At 51.9% G+C, this 18,888-nt stretch carries 16 protein-coding genes and 1 tRNA gene; 3 read left to right on the forward strand and 14 right to left on the reverse strand.

All coding sequences use genetic code 11. The features are described 5' to 3' along the window. Positions 1 to 2: 2 nt before the first annotated feature. The 7 genes from RTP97_RS11935 to RTP97_RS11965 all read right to left on the reverse strand — a co-directional run bounded on the left by RTP97_RS11935 (position 3) and on the right by RTP97_RS11965 (position 7,984). The gene (locus tag RTP97_RS11935; RefSeq protein WP_312413817.1) at positions 3 to 917 is read right to left on the reverse strand and encodes a hypothetical protein; all 915 of its coding nucleotides are present in this window, start codon (positions 915 to 917) and stop codon (positions 3 to 5) included. Then, positions 914 to 1,936 carry a GNAT family N-acetyltransferase gene (locus RTP97_RS11940; protein WP_312413820.1) on the reverse strand — a complete coding sequence of 341 codons (1,023 nt, stop codon included), beginning with the start codon at positions 1,934 to 1,936 and terminating at the stop codon, positions 914 to 916. Before RTP97_RS11940 ends, RTP97_RS11935 begins: the two co-directional genes overlap by 4 nt. Next, positions 1,933 to 3,018, reverse strand: coding sequence for a 2-aminoethylphosphonate--pyruvate transaminase (locus RTP97_RS11945; protein ID WP_312413823.1), 1,086 nt, complete (start codon positions 3,016 to 3,018; stop codon positions 1,933 to 1,935). Before RTP97_RS11945 ends, RTP97_RS11940 begins: the two co-directional genes overlap by 4 nt. Before the next feature lie 17 nt (positions 3,019 to 3,035). After that, positions 3,036 to 3,854: a phytanoyl-CoA dioxygenase family protein gene (locus tag RTP97_RS11950; RefSeq protein ID WP_312413826.1), complete on the reverse strand. Its 819-nt coding sequence runs from the start codon at positions 3,852 to 3,854 to the stop codon at positions 3,036 to 3,038. A 55-nt stretch (positions 3,855 to 3,909) separates the two neighbouring features. After that, on the reverse strand, positions 3,910 to 6,252 hold the full coding sequence (gene aepY, locus RTP97_RS11955; protein ID WP_312413828.1) for a phosphonopyruvate decarboxylase: 2,343 nt from the start codon (positions 6,250 to 6,252) through the stop codon (positions 3,910 to 3,912). Positions 6,253 to 6,282: 30 nt separating this feature from the next. After that, complete coding sequence (gene aepX / locus RTP97_RS11960) at positions 6,283 to 7,152, reverse strand: phosphoenolpyruvate mutase (RefSeq protein ID WP_312413831.1); 870 nt, start codon at positions 7,150 to 7,152, stop codon at positions 6,283 to 6,285. A gap of 256 nt (positions 7,153 to 7,408) precedes the next feature. Next, positions 7,409 to 7,984 carry a TetR/AcrR family transcriptional regulator gene (locus RTP97_RS11965; RefSeq protein ID WP_312413832.1) on the reverse strand — a complete coding sequence of 192 codons (576 nt, stop codon included), beginning with the start codon at positions 7,982 to 7,984 and terminating at the stop codon, positions 7,409 to 7,411. A 181-nt stretch (positions 7,985 to 8,165) separates the two neighbouring features. Between RTP97_RS11965 and RTP97_RS11970 the strand changes: the two genes are divergently transcribed. Then, the gene (locus tag RTP97_RS11970) at positions 8,166 to 8,966 is read left to right on the forward strand and encodes a capsular polysaccharide synthesis protein (RefSeq protein WP_409455940.1); all 801 of its coding nucleotides are present in this window, start codon (positions 8,166 to 8,168) and stop codon (positions 8,964 to 8,966) included. Positions 8,967 to 9,155: 189 nt separating this feature from the next. Beyond that, positions 9,156 to 10,538, forward strand: a complete 1,383-nt coding sequence (locus RTP97_RS11975) for a hypothetical protein (protein WP_312413836.1) — start codon at positions 9,156 to 9,158, stop codon at positions 10,536 to 10,538. Positions 10,539 to 10,646: 108 nt separating this feature from the next. Here the strand turns inward: RTP97_RS11975 and RTP97_RS11980 are convergent, their stop codons facing one another. Genes RTP97_RS11980 through RTP97_RS11990 form a run of 3 tightly spaced genes read right to left on the reverse strand, consistent with a single transcriptional unit; the run spans position 10,647 to position 12,832 of the window. Further along, a complete protein-coding gene (locus tag RTP97_RS11980) occupies positions 10,647 to 12,023 on the reverse strand; it encodes a PTS ascorbate transporter subunit IIC (protein WP_312413839.1) in 1,377 nt (458 codons plus the stop codon). 32 nt (positions 12,024 to 12,055) lie between these two features. Further along, positions 12,056 to 12,334: a PTS sugar transporter subunit IIB gene (locus RTP97_RS11985; RefSeq protein ID WP_312413841.1), complete on the reverse strand. Its 279-nt coding sequence runs from the start codon at positions 12,332 to 12,334 to the stop codon at positions 12,056 to 12,058. Between the two features lie 33 nt (positions 12,335 to 12,367). Next, the gene (locus RTP97_RS11990) at positions 12,368 to 12,832 is read right to left on the reverse strand and encodes a PTS sugar transporter subunit IIA (RefSeq protein WP_312413843.1); all 465 of its coding nucleotides are present in this window, start codon (positions 12,830 to 12,832) and stop codon (positions 12,368 to 12,370) included. Between the two features lie 281 nt (positions 12,833 to 13,113). On the opposite strand from RTP97_RS11990, the gene RTP97_RS11995 reads away from it, so the two are divergent. Further along, positions 13,114 to 13,848: a GntR family transcriptional regulator gene (locus RTP97_RS11995; protein WP_312413844.1), complete on the forward strand. Its 735-nt coding sequence runs from the start codon at positions 13,114 to 13,116 to the stop codon at positions 13,846 to 13,848. 354 nt (positions 13,849 to 14,202) lie between these two features. On the opposite strand, the gene RTP97_RS12000 is transcribed toward RTP97_RS11995, so the two are convergent. The 4 genes from RTP97_RS12000 to proB all read right to left on the reverse strand — a co-directional run bounded on the left by RTP97_RS12000 (position 14,203) and on the right by proB (position 18,875). Then, positions 14,203 to 15,819: an AIPR family protein gene (locus RTP97_RS12000; protein ID WP_312413845.1), complete on the reverse strand. Its 1,617-nt coding sequence runs from the start codon at positions 15,817 to 15,819 to the stop codon at positions 14,203 to 14,205. Positions 15,820 to 16,319: 500 nt separating this feature from the next. Beyond that, positions 16,320 to 16,395: transfer RNA gene (locus tag RTP97_RS12005), tRNA-Thr, on the reverse strand. 111 nt (positions 16,396 to 16,506) lie between these two features. Next, positions 16,507 to 17,760, reverse strand: coding sequence for a glutamate-5-semialdehyde dehydrogenase (gene proA / locus RTP97_RS12010; protein ID WP_312413846.1), 1,254 nt, complete (start codon positions 17,758 to 17,760; stop codon positions 16,507 to 16,509). 11 nt (positions 17,761 to 17,771) lie between these two features. Continuing rightward, positions 17,772 to 18,875, reverse strand: coding sequence for a glutamate 5-kinase (gene proB, locus RTP97_RS12015; protein WP_312413849.1), 1,104 nt, complete (start codon positions 18,873 to 18,875; stop codon positions 17,772 to 17,774). Between the last annotated feature and the right edge of the window lie 13 nt (positions 18,876 to 18,888).

The raw sequence follows: 18,888 nt of genomic DNA on the forward strand, positions 1-18,888 counted from the left end.
GTTTACCTCTCCCGCCGGGTAAATGAAACCATCCGGCCGGCCAGCGCCAGCAGGCGATCGTGATTGAGCATGCAGGTAGCGAGCGTAACCGCCAGCAGCATGCGGCCCTGCCACTCCCCGCTCAACGCCGCCTGCATTAAAAACGCCAGCAGCGGAATTAAAGAGTTCATAAAGGTAAAGACCGTCACCCCCACCCAATGCAGGCAGGTCTGGGAGAGCAGCGAGGGAAGAACCATGTTGGCAATAATCAGCACCAGCAGGCTGCGTACGTTTTCCGGCGACAGGGCCAGGGAGCTGAAGGCATGATGCAAGCCCAGATAGAGCGCGCAACAGGCAAACAGCAGGTAGCAGCGCAGCGAAACCACGGAGACAGGGCCTAGCCCGCTCTGCTGGCTAAAGCGTACCGAGCTGAGGTAATAGAAAAACATGCAGGTGCCCGCCAGCAGGGAGGTAAGCAGGTACAACACGTCAACCTTTGCCAGGTAGCCGATTGCCGCCAGGGTCAGAACAATCGCGATCCCTTTGATCGGGGAGCGATCGCGTATGCAGCTACAGAGCGCGGATGAGAGGAAAAATATGGCGATAAAAAAATCCGCAGGCGCATGCGTTACGCTGTAGTAGGAGAAGATCCAGTTCAGCACAAAGGCGGCTGACATGACGGTCCAGGTGGGCCAGTAGCGCCGCAGCGCCACATGGTTACGCCCTATCCGACGCAGCTCCAGCAGGTTGAACACCACGCAGGCGGCGCCTGCCATGTAAAACAGCCCCACCGCGGCGGGAATATCCCCGCCTACATGATTAAGGAAAACCTGCGAGGCCGCGGTCAACGCAACGTAGATAAGCGTCAGCACCTGCCCGCGGACCATTACTCCTTCCGCGTTGCCCGCCGCAATATCGACACGAGACGCCTTCATCATGATGCCTCCTTCTGCTGCCAGAGGGCGGCATAGAGCGGCAGCGGTTTACAGCCAAGCCGGGCCTTAATGCGCGGGTTGGTTCGCCCCACTTCGAGGCGCGTCAGCCCTGAACGCAGCGCGTGCTGCACGCCTGCGGCAACCATGATGGAGTAAGGACTCCAGTCCGAGTGTGAGTAATCAGCCCCACCGGCCCACAGGTGCAGGCAGCCAGGCTCATTGAGGCAGATCATGCCGGCAACCAGCGTATCGTTGTACTCCACCTGGACGACGGTGATCAGATCGCCACACAGCGTCAGGTAATTTTCAAAAATGCCTCGCGGATAGTAGTCAGGCGTACCATTTTTAGCGCTGGTTCGCTGCGCGAGCGCCACAACGCCCGCCAGGTTGGCATCTTCCCCACGGAGCGTACGGACGGTGCCTCTGGAGGCGTTAAACTTACGCAGCTGGCGACGCATCTCATGCCGCCCGTTGCTCGGCAGGCCAGCGATATAGTCCTCAAAGGCGCGGATCCCCTGCAGATCGATAGTGTATCGATCGTGCATATATGCGGTGTGGTAGCCTGCCTGCCGCGCCGCCTGAAGCATCGACTCCTCCGCCAGGTTTAGCATCCCACAGCCAGGGATGACTTTCTCTTTAGCGATCTCTGCCAGCGCCGTCAGCAGAAGCGCCGCCGCATCCTCCGCGCCAGCGCGCAGAAGAATACGCGAGTCATAGCAGTGCGCCACGTGGCCCAGCAACCCTCCCTCTGGCGGAGAGAAGACGATACCGGTACTTTTTGCCAGCGTGCCGAACGGATCCGGCTGCGACTGCTGATAAGCCACCAAAAACGCAGCCAGCCGCGTGCCCTTCCAGGCGGTAAGATAGTGTGTGCCGATAACCGGCAGCATTGGGAAACGCTCGGCGGCAGCTAAAAAGCCGGGGTGATAAAACGCCGGCGAGCCGCTCTCCTGCCAAAGCTGGCGATACTCCGCTGGCGGAATATCGCTGAAGCATTCACCCTGCACAATGCGGTATGTCATACCGTTACCCGCCCGGAGATGAACTCCGCAAAGGCTGCCAGCAGCGCGTCAACGTCTGCCAGGCTTAGCTCCCCCATCACGCCGACGCGAAAGGAGTTGGGATCGCTGTGCTTTGTCGGGTAGATAACCAGCTGCCGCGCAAACAGATAGTCATTGAGCTGAGCGGTATCACAGCCCGCGCCGGTTAAGGTCACAATGAGTGGCGCCCGGTGGGCGGCCTGAATAACCGGGGTAAATCCCAGCGCGGCCATGCCCGTCAGCAGGCGATCCATTCGCTGCCGGTAGGCCTCATAGCGGGCAGCGCGCCCGCCTGCCACATGAAACTCCGCAATCGCCTGCTGCAAGGCAAGCATGATCTGTAGCGGTGGGGTAAAGCGCCACTGTCCGTCCCGATCCAGCGCCTCGACCTGGGCATGAAGATCGAGGCTGAGGGTGCGCCCGGAAGAGACCCGCGTCAGCTCTGTCTTGCGGACCAGCACGAAGGCGATACCGGGCAGGCCGTGCAATCCCTTGTTTGACGACAGCGCCAGCGCAACCAGTGCAGGTGCCGTAACGTCGAGCGGCAGCACGCCAAAGGTGCTGATCGCGTCTACCAGCACCCGACGCTGATAACGGCTCGCCAGCTTAACCAGGCCATCGATATCGTTGAGCACCCCGAGGGCGGTTTCAAAGTGCACCGCCGCAATATGGGTGACGTCAGGGTGCACCTCCAGCGCGGCCTCGACTCTCACGAGATCAACGCCCTGACAGGGATCGAATGCGAGTACCGTATGGCGAATGCCGTGTAGCTGGCATATCGCCACCATCCGACTGCTGTATACCCCATTCTCCAGCACCAGGAGGTGATCCTGCTCGCCGATCAATGAGCTAAGCATCGCTTCAACAGCAAACGTGCCGCTGCCCTGCAGCGGAACCGTGCTCCACTGCGTATCGCAGCCGGCGATCTCGGCGATAGCGCGCCTGAGCTGAACGGTTAACGCCGTAGCGGCCGGGCTACGGGAGCCGAGATCGTTCCCGGCGGCCTGGCGCACGCGCGATGAGGTATTGAGTGGCCCTGGCGTAAAAAGTCGCAGCGTTTGCATAGCGTAAAACCTCCCTGTTAGCGTTGGTTGTTGCCCGATAGCGCGCTGTGCCGCGTGGGGGTAGAGACATGAAACAGTGGATCGTCGGGCGTAGCCCACTTGCGCTGGTAGTACTGATGGTAAAAGTCCCCCTCGCTGGCGAGGTTGAAGGTGAAAAACAGGATCCGGCGCGTGGAGCGCGAGCTATTTGGCGACGAACGGTGCGGAATATAGGAGTCAAAAAGAATGACGTCGCCAGGCTGCGCGTCAACGCGCTGCCATTGCATAGTGCTGCTGAAGCGATCGCCGATATCCCCGTTGCGCGCCCCGCCTTGATAGCTGGGCAACAGAACCTGCCTGCCGCGTGGGGTATCGACCCACACCCCTTCATCTTCCCCGCAGCCCCAGATCCGGGCCATCTCCAGGGCACCGTTTGCCGCATTCGCCGCGTCCAGCATTACTGCGGCGGTCACCTGGTAGTCGGAGCCAAACGGACGGTAGGCCACCACATCCTGATGGGGCGTAAAGCCGCCCCCGCCCGGATGCTTGAAGTTGCACTTGTCTTTGAATAGGTTCACGGCCTGACCAACCTGCTGTTCAACCAGACGCTGTAGCTGCGGCACCAGCGTGTCAGCGAACCAGGCATCGCTTCCGGCCAGGTATTCGATACGGCAGAGCAGATCCGGATTACTCGCCTCAAAGACGCTCACGATGCCCGATGCGCCGCTTTTATCCCCATGCGCCAGCGTGCAGAGCCGGCTCAGCGCCTGCTCGACGTCAGCCATCGCCAGCTTGCACGCCTCACGGGAGAGATGAATAAAGCCTTGCTCTCGGAAAAGACTATTTTGTGATTGCATTACCTATCTCCAGGGAAACCGGAGCGGCAGAGCCTGCCGCTCCGGAGGAAACGCGTTACACCATGCGCGCCAGCGCGGTTTCGAAGACGTCGTCCGGGGTACAGAGCACCAGCCGAATATGGTTATTCCCCTCTGGCCCGTATACGGAGCCAGGCACGACGGCGACACCCCGTTTCTCCAGCAGGTAGCGGGCAACGGCATCACCGGCCGGTACGCCAGGCTGGCGGTACTCAGCGGGCAATCGGGCGTGAAGGAGAGAGACGTCAGGAAAGAGGAACATGGCCCCCAGCGGGCTACGCGGCCACAGGTAACCCCTCTCCTGGGTCAGCGTGCTTACCGCTTTCGCGCAGCGTTGCTCAACGCCGCTGGCCATATTTTCCAGCCAGGCAAACTTCGCCGGATCGCTCAGCAACCGCTGGGCGATGCGCTCATACTGAATGTTGACGCCAAGATAGAGATAGTCGTGAGCCTTAGCCGCTTCGTCGATAACCGCCTCCGGCGCTACCATCCAGCCAATACGCAGGCCAGGTAAGCCGAACTTCTTGGAGAAGCTGTTGATGATGATGGAATTTTTCGCCAGCGAAGAGACCATCCGCGCAGGCTGGTGCGGGCGGGCAAAGTGCATTGCATCGTAGACCTCGTCGTGAACGATCCACGTCCCGCTGCGGGCGGCGGCTTCGCCAATGGCCTCCCAGTCCTGCTGGCTGGCGACATAGCCGGTAGGGTTCTCCGGCGAGTTGACGATCAGCGCCGATACCCCCTCCAGCGAGCCATGCTCTGCCAGCATGCGGACATACTCATGGTTACCCGCAGGACGAGGGATGCGCAGCGGCTGGCGCTCAAGGGTTTTGATCGTCCGGGCATAGAGCATGTAGGAGGGATCGCTGATGGCTACCCTGCCCTGCGCCGGGGTGGTCACCAGCAGCGAGAGCGTGATGGCCTCGACACCGCCATGCGTGACCATGATCTCCTTCTCAGGATCGAGCCTGAGGCCGTAACGATCCTGATACCAGCTGGCGATCGCCTGCCGCAGGGCCAGACTTCCCCGAGGATCTTCATAGCGCTTTGAGGCATCCATAAAAGCAGTCAGGGAGAGATCCTGCTGGGCAATCTCCTGAAGCAGGTGTTCCGGCGGCCCAAAGACCGGCTCGCCAAAGCTAAGGTTAGCAATGCTGGGATCTGCTTTAGCTTTCAGCGAGATAGCCTTTGAGGCGTAGATATCCATCTCCGTCAGCACGGAGTTAAGCGCGCTCGGTGCATTTTCATTATGGTTATTCATGTTTTTGTTCTCATGGGTAGGGGGAAGAGAGGCCAACACATCGCGCAGACGACGCGCCACCTGCTGCGGGCTGAGCGAGGGCCTGCCCAGCTGTGCCATCGAGCCGGAACGAATCGGCACGTGCAGCAGCCGTGGCCCTGCCTGCGCCGGTGCCGCTAGCGCCTGGGCGAACGCGGCTATATCGACACAGTGGCGAGCCTGCGCATAGCCGCTGGCCTGGGCGAGACCAACAAAATCGACGCTGGGGGAGACCGTCGGCTGCGCGCCGGTGGAGTCATAGCTGCCGTTATCAAGAACGATGTGAATGAGGTTGGCAGGATGGCTGGCCCCGATGCCGGGCAGATTACCCAGATGCATCAGCGCGGCACCGTCTCCATCTATCACATAGACGGGACGTTCAGGCGTGCCAAGAGCGATGCCTGCCGCTAGCGCGCTGGCATAGCCCATCGACCCGACGCAGTAGAGGTGCTGCGGACGATCGGCAAGGGTAAACAGTTCGCGCCCGGTTTTACCCGTGGTGGCGACCACGACGCCGTCGGGATCGATATTCTCCAGCAGGACGCTCAGCGCCTCCGCTCGCGTCGCGCCGCTCTCCGGTGGCATAGTCAGCGCGGGGCCAGCGGTGAACTGGTCTCCGGTCATGATCAGCGCAAAGGGCCGCTGCTCACGCTGCATATACTCATCGGCCTCTTTTAGGGCCTGCATCGCTTCAGCTTCGTTATCCGGCAGCAGAGCCCACTTCACCCCTGCCAGCGTCAACAGGTCTGGGGTAATCTCACCCATTAATTTATGCTGCGGCTCATCCTTTGTTCCCGGCTGCCCGCGCCAGGTGACCAACAGCAGAACCGGAATAGAGAAAGGCGCATTCAGTGAGGTCAGCGGATTAATTAAATTACCCAGCCCGGAGTTCTGACATAAAACAACCGTCGTCTGATGCGAGAGCCACAGCCCTGACGCCAGAGAGAGTCCTTCACCTTCATTTGACGCCAGAATATAGCGAGTCTCATCCCGGAGAATAACCTCGTTTATTAATGGCGTTAAATAGGAGCAGGGAACGCCGGTAAAATAGCGAGTTCCTTGCTGAATAATGGCATCAACAAAACGTTTTACATTTATCATTATTTGTCGCCCGAACGGGTGAATGAGTAATTACATCGACAGATATTTTTTCTCTGCCTGCTGAACTTCAAACTCATTGGTCAGATTAAAAACGTCTTCCAGCGAGGCGATCTCTTTTTCGATATTAGCGACGCTGTTATTCAGGCGGATCTTTTTCGTCACGTCACGCATGGCAGCAATTGAGGCGCGCAGGCTGTGATTCGCCCAGATAACGGTAGAGACACCAACGTCACGGAAGGCATCCGTTTTGGTGGTGTAATATTTGGTAGGAACGATCACTATCGGGCAGGCGTTATTCCACTGGCGGCAAAAAGAGAGGATCTCCTCTCCGTCCGATTTTTTTGAGTGAATGAGAATGGCATCCGCGCCTGCGCGATAGTAGGCATCGGCCCGCTTCAGGGCTTCTTCCATCGGGCAACCGCTGATCAGCGCCTCAACCCGGGCGACGACGCAGAAGTCTTCATCAAGCTGGCTATCTTTCGCCGCCTGAATCTTGCCGCAGAACTCGTTAATATCTGCCAGATCCTGTCCGGCACCGATAAACGAGTTCACCTTCGGGAACAGCTTATCCTCCAGACAGACGCCTGCGACGCCACGCTGGGAAAGCTTTTTCACCAGCCTTCTGACGTTATTGAAATTACCAAAGCCGGTATCACCGTCAAGTAGAATAGGGATGTCGGTGTTATCCACCATAAAGTCCACGACGTCCATCACCTGGGTCCATGAAGCTTCATTGCGATCGCTTAATCCCATTGAGGCTGAGATAGAGAGTCCGGACGCCCATAGCCCTTCGAACCCGCTCTCCTGAGCAATTTTGGCGCTCATGGCATTATGCGCCTCCATTAAAAATGCCATCTCTTTTTTATTCAGTAACGTTTTTAGAGCAGATGATTTCTTCATTTCTTACCTCTGTTATGGTTTTTACTGTCGGAGCAAGCAGAGAAAAAAATCTGAAATAAACGCTAAACAATACCAATCGGTATTGCAATACGAATATTGCAATTTTGTTGCAAAATAATTGCATCTTTTTGATATTTAAAGAATAATAATTTAGCGGAAATGTTAACTCCCCATCGCAAGCAGTGAATAGAAAATTAAACAATACCGATTGTTATACCTAGAGACATCGCCGAAAGCAGGCGAAGAAAAGCGCGGGTTAAAGCTCGATGCCTTCGGCATCCAGTAAGGTTTTCGCCATTGACCAGGCGGTATGGGCGGGAGAGTAGTCGCTGCTCTGCCCCCAGCTAATACGAGCGATGATAGCGCCATCGATCAGCATAATCAGGGACCAGGCCAGGTGCTGGGCGCGCGCTCGTTTTACCCAGCTCTGCAGGATTTGGCTGAGCGTCGCGATCAGCGCTTCATGCAGGCTGCGGTTGATTGCTACCAGCGCTGGTGACCTGTCGCCAAACTCCAGCACGGCGTTAACCGACATGTAGCCGCGAAAGGTGTCGCTGTTGAACCAGCTTTCATAAAAGGTGAAAAAAGCCCGCAGCTGCAAGCGTGGCACGTCATGTTTTTGAATGGCGTCAGTGAGTTCAGCCAGGAAATGGCTATTCTGGCGATTGAGTATAATCTCAATCAACTCATCTTTTGAGGCGAAATGGCGATAGAGCGTTAGCTTGGACACACCGGCGGCAGTGATGAGCTTATCTATGCCAACTGCCTGAAAACCCTCACGATTAAAGAGTTCTGTGGCGGTATCTAAAATCACATCTTTTCGGCTGCTCATCATCTATCCCGGTGTTTTAAAAAGCGATTAACTTTACCACAATGGTGATGATTAAGGCTAATTCAGGATTTGAGTAAATCCTTATGTATGTATTGTTAATAATTTACGGTGGCCCAGACTGTCGGGCCAGCATCAGCTTTCGCACTTTTTATCGCAAAAAAACAGCATCACTCTGTTATATATTGCGCGTCTTTTACGCAAAGGAAGCGCAGCTATGAAAATGTATACCTACTGGGTTAACCCTGAAAATAGACAAGCACCTGTTTATATTCGGATGTGTGTTAGAACCTGGGAAAAATTAATACCCTCAGTTGATATTATTGTAATTAATGATAAAAACGTCGATGAATATATTGGCGATGAAATAGATATGGCCTCGTTCCGGATGCTATCGCTGCCGCAGCAGTCAGACGTGGTTTCAGTGGCTGTCCTGTCAAAGCTGGGTGGACTCTTTATTGATGCTGATACTATCGTGACGGGTGATATCACACCGATAATCGAAGCAAGCCGCCCGGGCGTACTGCATGCCTTTGGCTTCCCGGAACGCAGAGCGATCCATCTCGCCGTGATGTGGTGCCAGGGCAGCAATAACCCGGTATTAACCGCGTGGTATAAAATTATCTGCGAAAAGATGAAGACACTGCCTCCGGTTAGAGGCTGGGACTACGTCGGTAATTCGATTATCGGTGAGCTCTTAAAAAGCCGCGACTATACAAATGATTATGTAATCATAGACCGGACTGCCAGCGGTAATATTATGGAGTCAGCTTATAATAACAGCGGCGATACCTGTGGGGCCTATAAGAGCTTCTGGTTTGGTGATGGTGGCGTAGCGCCGGAAGAGATTATGGCAAAAGCGAAATATAAGCTGATTTCACTGCACAACTCATGGACGCCCTGGGCGTTTAAGAATATGTCGGTAGAGGAGATTGTCGAGTCCGATACTGCCTTGGGAAAACTGCTCTGTTATGTACTGCAATAAAACCAGTCAATCAGCGTATCCTAAAGGAGCGACCACTGAAAAAAAAGTGAACACTCTCCTTTTTTAAGGCAAAGTACAATGAACATAAAGAATAACATTGGTTTTATGCCAGATACCGTTCTGGCATGTCCTGACCATTTCAAACATAAATATTAAATATTATTACATGCTTAAAAAAGGATATAAATCATGGCTAAATCACTACTTATTATGGGAAACAGAACCCAAGGCGCAGGGTGCTTTAACCTATCATATGCACGCATTGTTTCATTAGATGCCGACACACTGACACCCGTTTTTGCTAACTGGCAATATGAAGGTGAATCTCTGGTTACTCAAGGAACAGCCTTTTATGATCATAATTCGGTCAATCGCTTAATTGTTAGCGCAGACGGATATGCGTCGGTAATATTAAATGCAGGTAATGTTGATATTTTTAGAGATGATATAGTTAATGTGGTCAATAATGATAAGCAAATAAAGCAGTGGGGCAACGTAGGTTACGTAACAAAGTATCCGATTGCTGATGCCGATAATCATGATTTTCAAAAGGTGACAGTGGGTAATGAGTGTTCGTTTGCCATTCGCACCGACAAATCGCTTTATGCCTGGGGGAATCCTCAGTATGGTGGTCAGCTTAAACCCACTACACAGTCTCGCAATGATATCCAGCAAGTCATGCCATCGGGAATGGCGGGTATATTGCGCGGGAGTTCCTCGCCTTATATTGAAGAGTGGGGTTATAAAATCGGAGGCGATTTTGCTTTACCTGATGAAATCGCCAGCATGGATAATATTATCGATCTTGTCTGTAACGACAATGTGCGTACCGTACTGACAAGTGACGGGAAAATATATGCATGGGGGAATTATAAAGAGGGAGCAATTGTTCCGGATGAAATTGCTGAATTAACTGACATTACGGCAGTTTATGTTAATTCAATGTCTGTCTGCGTTTTACGCCGTAACGGGCAGGTTGCAGCGTGGGGGGTATATGATGCGGGTGGAACTGTACCCGATGATATCGCTGCCTTAACGGATATTGTGCGCGTCTATCCTGGATATTTAAGCTATGTCGCGTTGCGCGAAAATGGCAGTATCGTTGTCTGGGGTCGAAAAGATGAGTATGTTGACTTCCCTGATGACATTGCTGCATTGACCAATATTGTTGATGTTCGGTTTTGTAGCTATGCGGGTGGGCAAGGCACTTATATTCTGCTATGCGATGATGGTAGCGTTCGCGGATTTGGCACAGAGGTCACAGATCTTTTACCCATCCCTGATGGGCTGACGGATGTTGTTGCTTTAACAGGAGTAAGCGCATACTGCTCAGCTCTGAAAAAAGATGGCTCCGTCGTAAACTGGGGTAATAACGCATATCTTGATGATTCTCAGGTACGTGAGAGCCTGGTTAATGTGAGAGCCATTTACGGTTCAGCTTACTGTATGGTCGCTCTTACCCGTGATGACTCTCTGGTTGTATGGGGTGAATCAGAGAGCGGCGATCCGATGGATCTTATTCCAGATGGCGTCCAAGGTAATATTTCTTATATGCAACCTTACGAAATATAATTAATACACGCGAATAAGCTACTTTTCTGTAAAGTTATGAATGACCCACGCTTTTAAGACACTCAGCGTATGCAGAGGGGCCAATCCCCCTCTGCTACTTAGCATGCTTTACTGCCCTGTCCCCTCTTCCACCGGCACCTTCTTTTTAGCCGTGAAGTTATAGATAACCAGCAGCGCAAAGATGCCGGTGATGGTCAGGGTAATCATCCCCTTATCCATAAACTGAGCCATATTACCAAGAACGATCCCCACCACGCCGAAATCGGTATCGGAGAAGGTGGTGTTGGTCAGCCCAATCGCTCCCAGGACCGGCAGCAGCGCAACGGGCAGGAAGGTGATCAAGATCCCGTGGGCAAACGCCCCGCAGATAGCCCCTCGTTTACCGCCGGTAGCATTACCGAAAACGCCCGCGGTAGCGCCGCAGAAGAAGTGCGGCACGACGCCGGGCAGGATCAGCACCCAGTGCAGCTGGCCGAGGATGAACAACCCTACCAATCCGCCCACGAAGCTGGAGATAAACCCGACCAGCACCGCATTTGGCGCGTAGGGGAAGACAATGGGGCAGTCCAGAGCAGGTACGGCATTCGGTACCAGCTTCTCAGAGAAACCGGTAAAAGCCGGCACAATCTCCGCGAGGATTAAGCGCACGCCCTGCAGGATAATAAATACGCCCGCAGCAAAGGTAATCGCCTGGATAAAGGAGTAGACCAGATAATTTTGACCGTCGCTGAAGTTAGCCTCAACGTACTCTTTACCCGCCGATACTGACAGGATCAGGTAGATAACCATCATGGTCAGGGAGATAGAGATGGTGCTGTCGCGCAAAAAACTGAGGTTTTTCGGCATGTTCATCTCTTCGGTGGATTTGGATCCTTTACCCACCAGGGTACCAATCCAGCCTGAGAGAACATAGCCAATCGTGCCCGTATGCGCTAAAGCAACCTGATCGCCGCCGACGATTTTACGCATATAGGGCTGAGCCAGCGCCGGGAATGCCGCCATCAAAATACCCAGCGCTAACGACCCGGTATAGATAAGCTGAACACCTTCAAAACCGGCTACCGAGAGGATGATCGCGACCATACAGGCCATGTAGAAGGTTACGTGCCCTGAAAGGTAGATATATTTCAGGCGAGTAAACCTGGCGACAACAATGTTAGCCACCATGCCGAATGCCATAATTAGCGTGGTCGGCGCACCGTACTTAGCGAGGGCAATCGAAACCATTGCTTCGTTATTCGGGATGATCCCCTGAACGTCGAACGCTTCTTTGAAAATATCGCCCAGCGGGGTTAATGAGCTGACCAGAACAGAGGCACCGCCAGCCAGGACTAAGAAGCCAAGAATGGTTTTTACGGTTCCCTTAATCACATCCGGGAAAGGCTTTTTTTGTGCCACAAGCCCGAACAGCGCCACCAGCCCAACAAGGATGGAGGGCACCTTCAGCACATCGACGACAAACTGCAAAAGGTTTTGAATAAACATATTAACCTCTACGGGAAGATGTTCATCTCGAATTACGCGTTATTTTTCTCAAAATACTCGCGTATTTTTTGTTCGATCTCTTTCAGATCGATAATGTTGTTAATGATGATAATCTTGTCCTCCGGCAGGTTGGCGCTATAGGCAATATCCTTCGCCATCACAAAAACGTCAGCTACGTCGGGCGTTACCGACCCCAGGTCGGAGTGCTCGACTTCGGCTACAATATTGAGGTTTTTCAGCACCTTTTTAATATTCATTTCCATCATGAAGCTGCTGCCCAGACCTGAACCACACACCGCCATCATTTTCATAACTCACCTCATTAATCGTTGATCACTGTTCGTCTACTGGGCGATACCGTTATCGGCCAGTAAAATTGCATTCAGTTCTTCTTTGCTGCGGACGTTGAAGACCTTTTCCATTTCGTCTTCATCAGAGAGCAACTCAGCCAGCTGAGAGATCATCTCTATATGACTGTTGCTGTCCGGCGCGGCAAACATGAAAACCGTGTCTACCGGATCGTTCTCGTCAGCGTTAAACACCACGGGTTCAGCCAGCTTTACCACCGATAAACCCAGCGCCTGAGCGCCCTCTTCCGGACGAGCGTGGGGCATGGCAATCCGCGGGGCGATAACGAAGTAAGGCCCGATCTCCTCTTTCTGCCGGATAATGGCCTCGATATAGCGTTGTGATATGGCCCCCTCATTGAGGAGAGGAGTCCCGGCAATCTGAATGGCCTCTTTCCAGTCCGCGACGCGCTCAACGTACTGAACTTTTTCGTTATTTAACCACTTTGCCAGATGCGACATGTTTTTCTCCCTGATCTAAAAAAACGCGTTTCTCTGTTTCAGGCTGCTTGATACGTATAGACATCTTTAAGATGTATAGTCATCTAGATAGTGGACCGGGATCTGGGCAGATACAATATGTAACGGTAACATTGCAGCGAACTCGCGGTATTTGGATGCAAATTCGTTAAGCCGATCACATCTCTACACCACTCAAGTGGTGCTAAGCGAAGAATATCAGGCATACATGTATAGACAGGCTCAGGGGAGTCGCTCTTTCACACTTATCGGGAAGAATATCGATGGTTGATGGCATAACAGAGAAGCAGAGAGAGGTAGTCGATTACATCCTGAAGAAAATTAAGGATGACGGCCTGTTGCCTGGCGATAAGCTCGATACTGAAATTGCCATTGCCAAAAATATTGGTATTACCCGCGCTACCGTTCGTGAAGCCACGCGCATTTTAATAGAGCAGCAGAGGATTTACCGAGTTAAAGGCTCGGGCCTATATGTGGGTTCGATTGGCGTAAGCAACCACTCTGGACGATTTCATGCGCTCTCACCTTTCGATTATCAGGCCCAGAAGCACGGTTATAAGGGCGTACGAAAGGTTATCTCAGCCAGCATCATCCGCGTTCCCTCCCCTGATATGGCTCAGGCGCTACGTATTAAGAACAGCGACAAGGTCTATAAAATTTTACGTCTGATGTGCTTCGATGATATTCCCGTTGCGCTGGAGCATAGCCACCTGCCGGTGAGCATGTTTAGCACCATGGAGTTCAGCAGGCTGGAGATCTCGAAATTCTCCTATATCGAACAGATTACCGGTAAAAAGATCCAGCGCCGGGACCAGAACCTGGAGGCGGTCAACTTGACCGATGCGGATGTGCTCTCCTTATTAAAACTAAAGGAAAATGATGCGGTTATCGAGCTTACGGAGACGGTGTTTCTCGATGATGGAACGCCCTGCGAGGTGAATATCGCGATAATTAATACAAGGATTTTCCCGCTGCGGCAGGATTCACGGCGGCCTTGAATAATATAGAGAGCCTTGTTGGATAACGTACGCTTATCAAACTTCTTTGCGAATGATTTGAGTGGATCCGTCTTATCTGTAATTAAATTTGATGTGCCGATAATAGGAACATGACGAGAAGGATAATTTGATTGATTTAAAAGGGTTTTTGTCATTGTTATTTTTTAAGTTACCCCCAAAAGTACCCCCATACTGCATACTATGAACATGGTCAAACAATCATCACTTTTATTTATTCTTTATGTGCTGAACAAATAATAAATAAAGTGTTTAATTTTCCGCACGAAATGAACATAATTTATATCTTAAAACAGAGGGTTCACAATAGAACCCTCTAATATTTAGAAGTACAAACTAAAGCTCAGTATCGTGCAACATTTCGCTCACTGATTCCCTAAATCGTACCTGAATCATTTTTCGTGCATCAGTGAGGGTCACATCGCTGAGCGGGTAATAAGAACTTAAAGCTTCCTCAAGCATATTAATGCATTTTTCATAGCTCCAATCTTCTCTGACTTTATGCATATAGATTATATAGAAAATCTTCTGTTCTATTTTCTGTATGCTATCAGTTGAAGATGAATAAGCCTTTTTGATTTCGTAATAACTTTCCACCAACTGAGGGGCATTTGAAAAATTAAAATTATCCTCACTAAAAATACCATCGTAGTATTTACCAAAAATATGTTGTTTTTGGTTTGAAGATTTTTCAGGGAAACCTTGATAAGCGAAAAGTATCTGGCCAAATTGCTCCATACTAATTTTGTATCGGTATTCTTTTTCGTCATGAATCCCAGTATCACCATTTTTTCTGGAATAAATAATACCATGCTCATCTAGTAACTGTTCCAATTGTATTTGCAATGTGCTTAAAGACTTCAAGTCTACATTAGAAATAGAGTTTTGACTGTTTGTGTATTCCGCTATTTTATTTGCAGTTTCATTATTAGAAGCATTGAATATCCGAACAAGAAGTTCGCCTTTTGAAATATATTCAGTAATATTTGATTTATCCGCCGCATTAAAATCATGAAGTGTTCTAAGCGTTTGTCCACCATTTAAGACTTGGATCCCAGATAAACTAATTCTAACTTTTCTATGACCATTTACTGGGTGAGCTTTAATATCGTCAGCAACTATAGTTAATCCATTGTTATACATGAATAACTTACTTGCTTCTTCACGCAAGGTTTTGGCTATCCCTGCATTATAGCGCGAGCGTTGAACAAAACCCCTGACGTTATCGAAAAGAACCCCAAAATCTATTTTTTCGTTTGCCAATAATTCAAAATTCTCACAATTGTGATCTCCACGTAAATCAGCATTACGACAAGTAATTCTTATCACATCGGCAGCATTTAGCCTGATAACATACGATTTAGATGTCGAAATTGAACTCTCTGAATAAGACATGAGAGAATCATTATCGATAATCAATTCTGCATTAATTGGAGCGGGACGTATAGACATAATACTTGTTATGTGAGGAAGGCATATAGATATTACTTCCATGTCATATACATTTTTCAGTTGTTGGATAGCACTTTCGTCATGTTCTATAGGCAATGCTTCATTGCTTATCATATATAAAGAAAGCTTCCACACTTCGTTCCCATTTAATAACTCATTAATTTTTGTCACATACGATGCTAACTTACCTTCTAATCCATCGATACTTTCGTTCATTATACAATTTACAAGCTTTGTTGATACAAAAGCCTCATTGAAGCTTTGCTTCTGGTCAACTTTGAATCGTTCTCTAAACTTAAAATTAAATAACTTAATTTCCTTGCCTTCACTATCTATAAATATTGCATCAATCCCATGATCATCATTTCGATTACCATATAAATATGAATTATATTCAGTATCTGTAATGTAATCACTAATTCGATCAATATCTTTTTCATTGCATAATGATTCTATGCATGAAGAGATAAAAACCAAACCTTTGTTGTAACTTAAGTTCATTCACTTCTTGAACAAATTGATTAGTTTTACTGAATAAATCAAAATATTTTTGGCATTTGATATTAAGCAATTTAAAATCATTGATACTTACATGCGACATCGTATAGTCCTTTTAAACAGATGATTTTTATCCATTATGCCTTATAGGACTGATTTCTGCTTGTGATCTCTCGCTCGTTAAATCAAATATTGTCGGTCGTATTGATACAGTTCATCAGAATGAAGCAACTGTAACTTAGAGCAACAACAACTAGAAATCTCTGGGTTCCTTATTTGCGGGGGAGTTTGTCAGGTTTACAAAGCAAAGTGGTATAGCCAGTGCATTCAAGTAAATGTACGGTTGGGAACTCTTTTAAGACGAAACTCTACGCTCACCTTTCTGCCGGACATCCAAGCGAACACGCTAGCTAAATTGACACAATTTTGAGCCGCAATGGCACAAATCTGTCCCAATAGAGAAACGAGATTTACATCAACAGCAGGTAACTATCTGATTTAATTGGTGCCGATAATAGGAGTCGAACCTACGACCTTCGCATTACGAATGCGCTGCTCTACCAACTGAGCTATATCGGCCCTGGGGGACCGGTTACGAGCGTAACCACGGGGTAGAAGGTTAGATCTAACCGGGTGATGCGTCAATGCCCTTGGCAATCAAGCGGCTACTTTTGCATCACCCTGCTAGTTTTAAGCACGAATAGTATCGTCGCCGAAGCCAACCCACTTGTAGGTGGTCAGGGCTTCAAGACCCATCGGGCCGCGAGCGTGCAATTTTTGCGTGCTCACGGCGACTTCTGCACCCAGGCCAAACTGTCCGCCGTCGGTAAAGCGCGTAGAGGCGTTAACGTATACCGCAGAGGAATCCACCTCGTTCACAAAGCGGTTGGCATTGCTCAGGGTGCGGGTGAGGATCGCATCCGAGTGCTGAGTGCCGTGCTCGCGAATATGCTCGATCGCCTCATCGAGCGAGGCCACCAGCTTGACGTTGAGATCGAGGGATAAAAACTCGTCGTCATACTGCTCCGGCTTCACCGCCTCGACGTGCGCCGGGCCACCTTGCAGCGTTTTCAGTGCCGCCGCGTCGGCGTGCAACGTCACACCGCTCTGCGCCATCTGGGTGCTGAGCGCGGGCAAGAAACGCTCGGCAATCTGCTGACTCACCAGCAGCGTTTCTACGGTGTTACAGGTGCTCGGGCGCTGGGTCTTGGCGTTGACGATAATCTTCAGCGCGGGTTCAATCTCGGCGGTGTCATCCACGTAGATATGACACACGCCGATCCCGCCGGTGATCACCGGAATAGTTGACTGCTCGCGGCACAGCTTGTGCAGCCCTGCCCCGCCGCGTGGGATTAGCATGTCGATGTACTTATCCATGCGCAGCATCTCATTGACCAGCGTCCGGTCCGGGCTCTCAATCGCCTGGATAGCACCTGCCGGTAGGCCGCACTCCTCCAGCGCCTGCTGGATCACCTTCACGGTGGCAGCGTTGGTGCGCCAGGTCTCTTTGCCGCCGCGCAGGATTGCCGCGTTGCCGGTCTTCAGGCAGAGGGAGGCGACGTCAACGGTAACGTTAGGTCGCGCCTCGTAGATCACGCCAATCACGCCGAGGGGCACCCGACGGCGTTCAATGCGCAGGCCGCTGTCGAGCAGCCCGCCGTCAATAATCTGGCCTACCGGATCCGCCAGTTTGCAGACCTGGCGCACGTCGTCGGCGATGCTCTTCAGGCGTTCAGGGTTGAGCGCCAGACGATCGAGCATCGCTTCGCTCAGGCCGTTGCGCCGGGCTTCGAGCACGTCCTGATCGTTGGCCTGGATAATGTCGTGCGCCTGGGCCTCAAGGTAGTCAGCGATCTTCTCCAGAACGCGGTTTTTTTCTCGGCTGGAGAGCTGCGCCAGCTTATACGAGGCTGCTTTCGCAGCGATGCCCATCTGTTCAAGCATACGTCTGCTCCTTAACGGGTGATCATGTCGTCGCGATGGACGGCGACCGGGCCATACTCGTAGCCGAGAATGGCGTCGATCTGTTGTGAGTGCTGGCCAGCGATGCGTCGCAGCGCGTCGCTGTTGTAGCGGGAGACGCCGTGAGCGATGTCCCGTCCTGCCAGATTACGGATACGGATCACTTCACCACGGGAGAAGTTGCCTGTCACGCTTTTGATCCCTTTTGGCAGCAATGAGCTGCCTTTTTCGAGGATCGCCATCGTTGCCCCTTCGTCCACGGTCAGCTCACCCGCTGGCGGCGCGCCGAAGATCCAGCGCTTGCGGTTCTCCAGCGGCGAGGTCTGAGCGTGAAAGCGCGTCCCCACCGGTACGCCGTTCAGCGCGTCGCCGATAACGCCCGGCCTGCTGCCCGCGGCGATAATGGTCTCGATGCCCGCCCGGCAGGCGACGTCCGCAGCCTGCAATTTCGTGCCCATGCCGCCGGTGCCGAGGCCAGAGACGCTGTCCCCGGCGATGGCACGCAGCGCATCGTCAATGCCGTAAACGTCAGCGATCAGCTCGGCATCCGGATTATTGCGCGGATCGGCGGTGTAAAGGCCCTGCTGATCGGTGAGCAGCAGCAGCTTATCCGCCCCGCCCAGGATGGCGGCCAGCGCGGAGAGGTTGTCGTTATCGCCTACTTTGATCTCAGCGGTAGCCACGGCATCGTTCTCGTTGATCACCGGCACGATGCTGTTATCCAGCAGTGCGCGCAGGGTATCGCGGGCGTTGAGGAAGCGCTCCCGGTCCTCCATATCGGCACGCGTCAGCAGCATCTGGCCGACGTGGATACCGTAGATGGAGAAGAGCTGCTCCCAGAGCTGGATCAGGCGACTCTGCCCCACTGCCGCCAGCAGCTGCTTGGAGGCGATGGTGGCGGGCAGCTCCGGGTAGCCCAAATGCTCGCGTCCGGCGGCGATCGCCCCGGAGGTGACGATAACAATACGATGCCCTGCGGCATGCAGCTGCGCGCACTGGCGTACCAGCTCCACGATATGGGCGCGGTTGAGGCGGCGCGATCCGCCCGTTAACACGCTGGTGCCGAGTTTTACCACCAGCGTCTGGGTGTCACTCATGATTCTCTGCCGT

Source organism: Pseudescherichia sp., from assembly GCF_031998825.1.
In the GTDB taxonomy this organism is placed as follows: domain Bacteria; phylum Pseudomonadota; class Gammaproteobacteria; order Enterobacterales; family Enterobacteriaceae; genus Pseudescherichia.

Excerpts from the sequence above, each read along its gene's own strand:
- RTP97_RS11940 (WP_312413820.1), bottom strand. The coding sequence starts at position 1,936 with ATGACATACCGCATTGTGCAGGGTGAATGCTTCAGCGATATTCCGCCA.
- RTP97_RS11935 (WP_312413817.1), bottom strand. The coding sequence starts at position 917 with ATGATGAAGGCGTCTCGTGTCGATATTGCGGCGGGCAACGCGGAAGGA.
- RTP97_RS11990 (WP_312413843.1), bottom strand. The coding sequence starts at position 12,832 with ATGTCGCATCTGGCAAAGTGGTTAAATAACGAAAAAGTTCAGTACGTT.
- RTP97_RS11945 (WP_312413823.1), bottom strand. The coding sequence starts at position 3,018 with ATGCAAACGCTGCGACTTTTTACGCCAGGGCCACTCAATACCTCATCG.
- RTP97_RS11995 (WP_312413844.1), top strand. The coding sequence starts at position 13,114 with ATGGTTGATGGCATAACAGAGAAGCAGAGAGAGGTAGTCGATTACATC.
- aepY (WP_312413828.1), bottom strand. The coding sequence starts at position 6,252 with ATGATAAATGTAAAACGTTTTGTTGATGCCATTATTCAGCAAGGAACT.
- RTP97_RS12000 (WP_312413845.1), bottom strand. The coding sequence starts at position 15,819 with ATGAACTTAAGTTACAACAAAGGTTTGGTTTTTATCTCTTCATGCATA.
- proB (WP_312413849.1), bottom strand. The coding sequence starts at position 18,875 with ATGAGTGACACCCAGACGCTGGTGGTAAAACTCGGCACCAGCGTGTTA.
- RTP97_RS11975 (WP_312413836.1), top strand. The coding sequence starts at position 9,156 with ATGGCTAAATCACTACTTATTATGGGAAACAGAACCCAAGGCGCAGGG.
- aepX (WP_312413831.1), bottom strand. The coding sequence starts at position 7,152 with ATGAAGAAATCATCTGCTCTAAAAACGTTACTGAATAAAAAAGAGATG.
- RTP97_RS11950 (WP_312413826.1), bottom strand. The coding sequence starts at position 3,854 with ATGCAATCACAAAATAGTCTTTTCCGAGAGCAAGGCTTTATTCATCTC.
- RTP97_RS11980 (WP_312413839.1), bottom strand. The coding sequence starts at position 12,023 with ATGTTTATTCAAAACCTTTTGCAGTTTGTCGTCGATGTGCTGAAGGTG.
- proA (WP_312413846.1), bottom strand. The coding sequence starts at position 17,760 with ATGCTTGAACAGATGGGCATCGCTGCGAAAGCAGCCTCGTATAAGCTG.
- RTP97_RS11965 (WP_312413832.1), bottom strand. The coding sequence starts at position 7,984 with ATGAGCAGCCGAAAAGATGTGATTTTAGATACCGCCACAGAACTCTTT.
- RTP97_RS11985 (WP_312413841.1), bottom strand. The coding sequence starts at position 12,334 with ATGAAAATGATGGCGGTGTGTGGTTCAGGTCTGGGCAGCAGCTTCATG.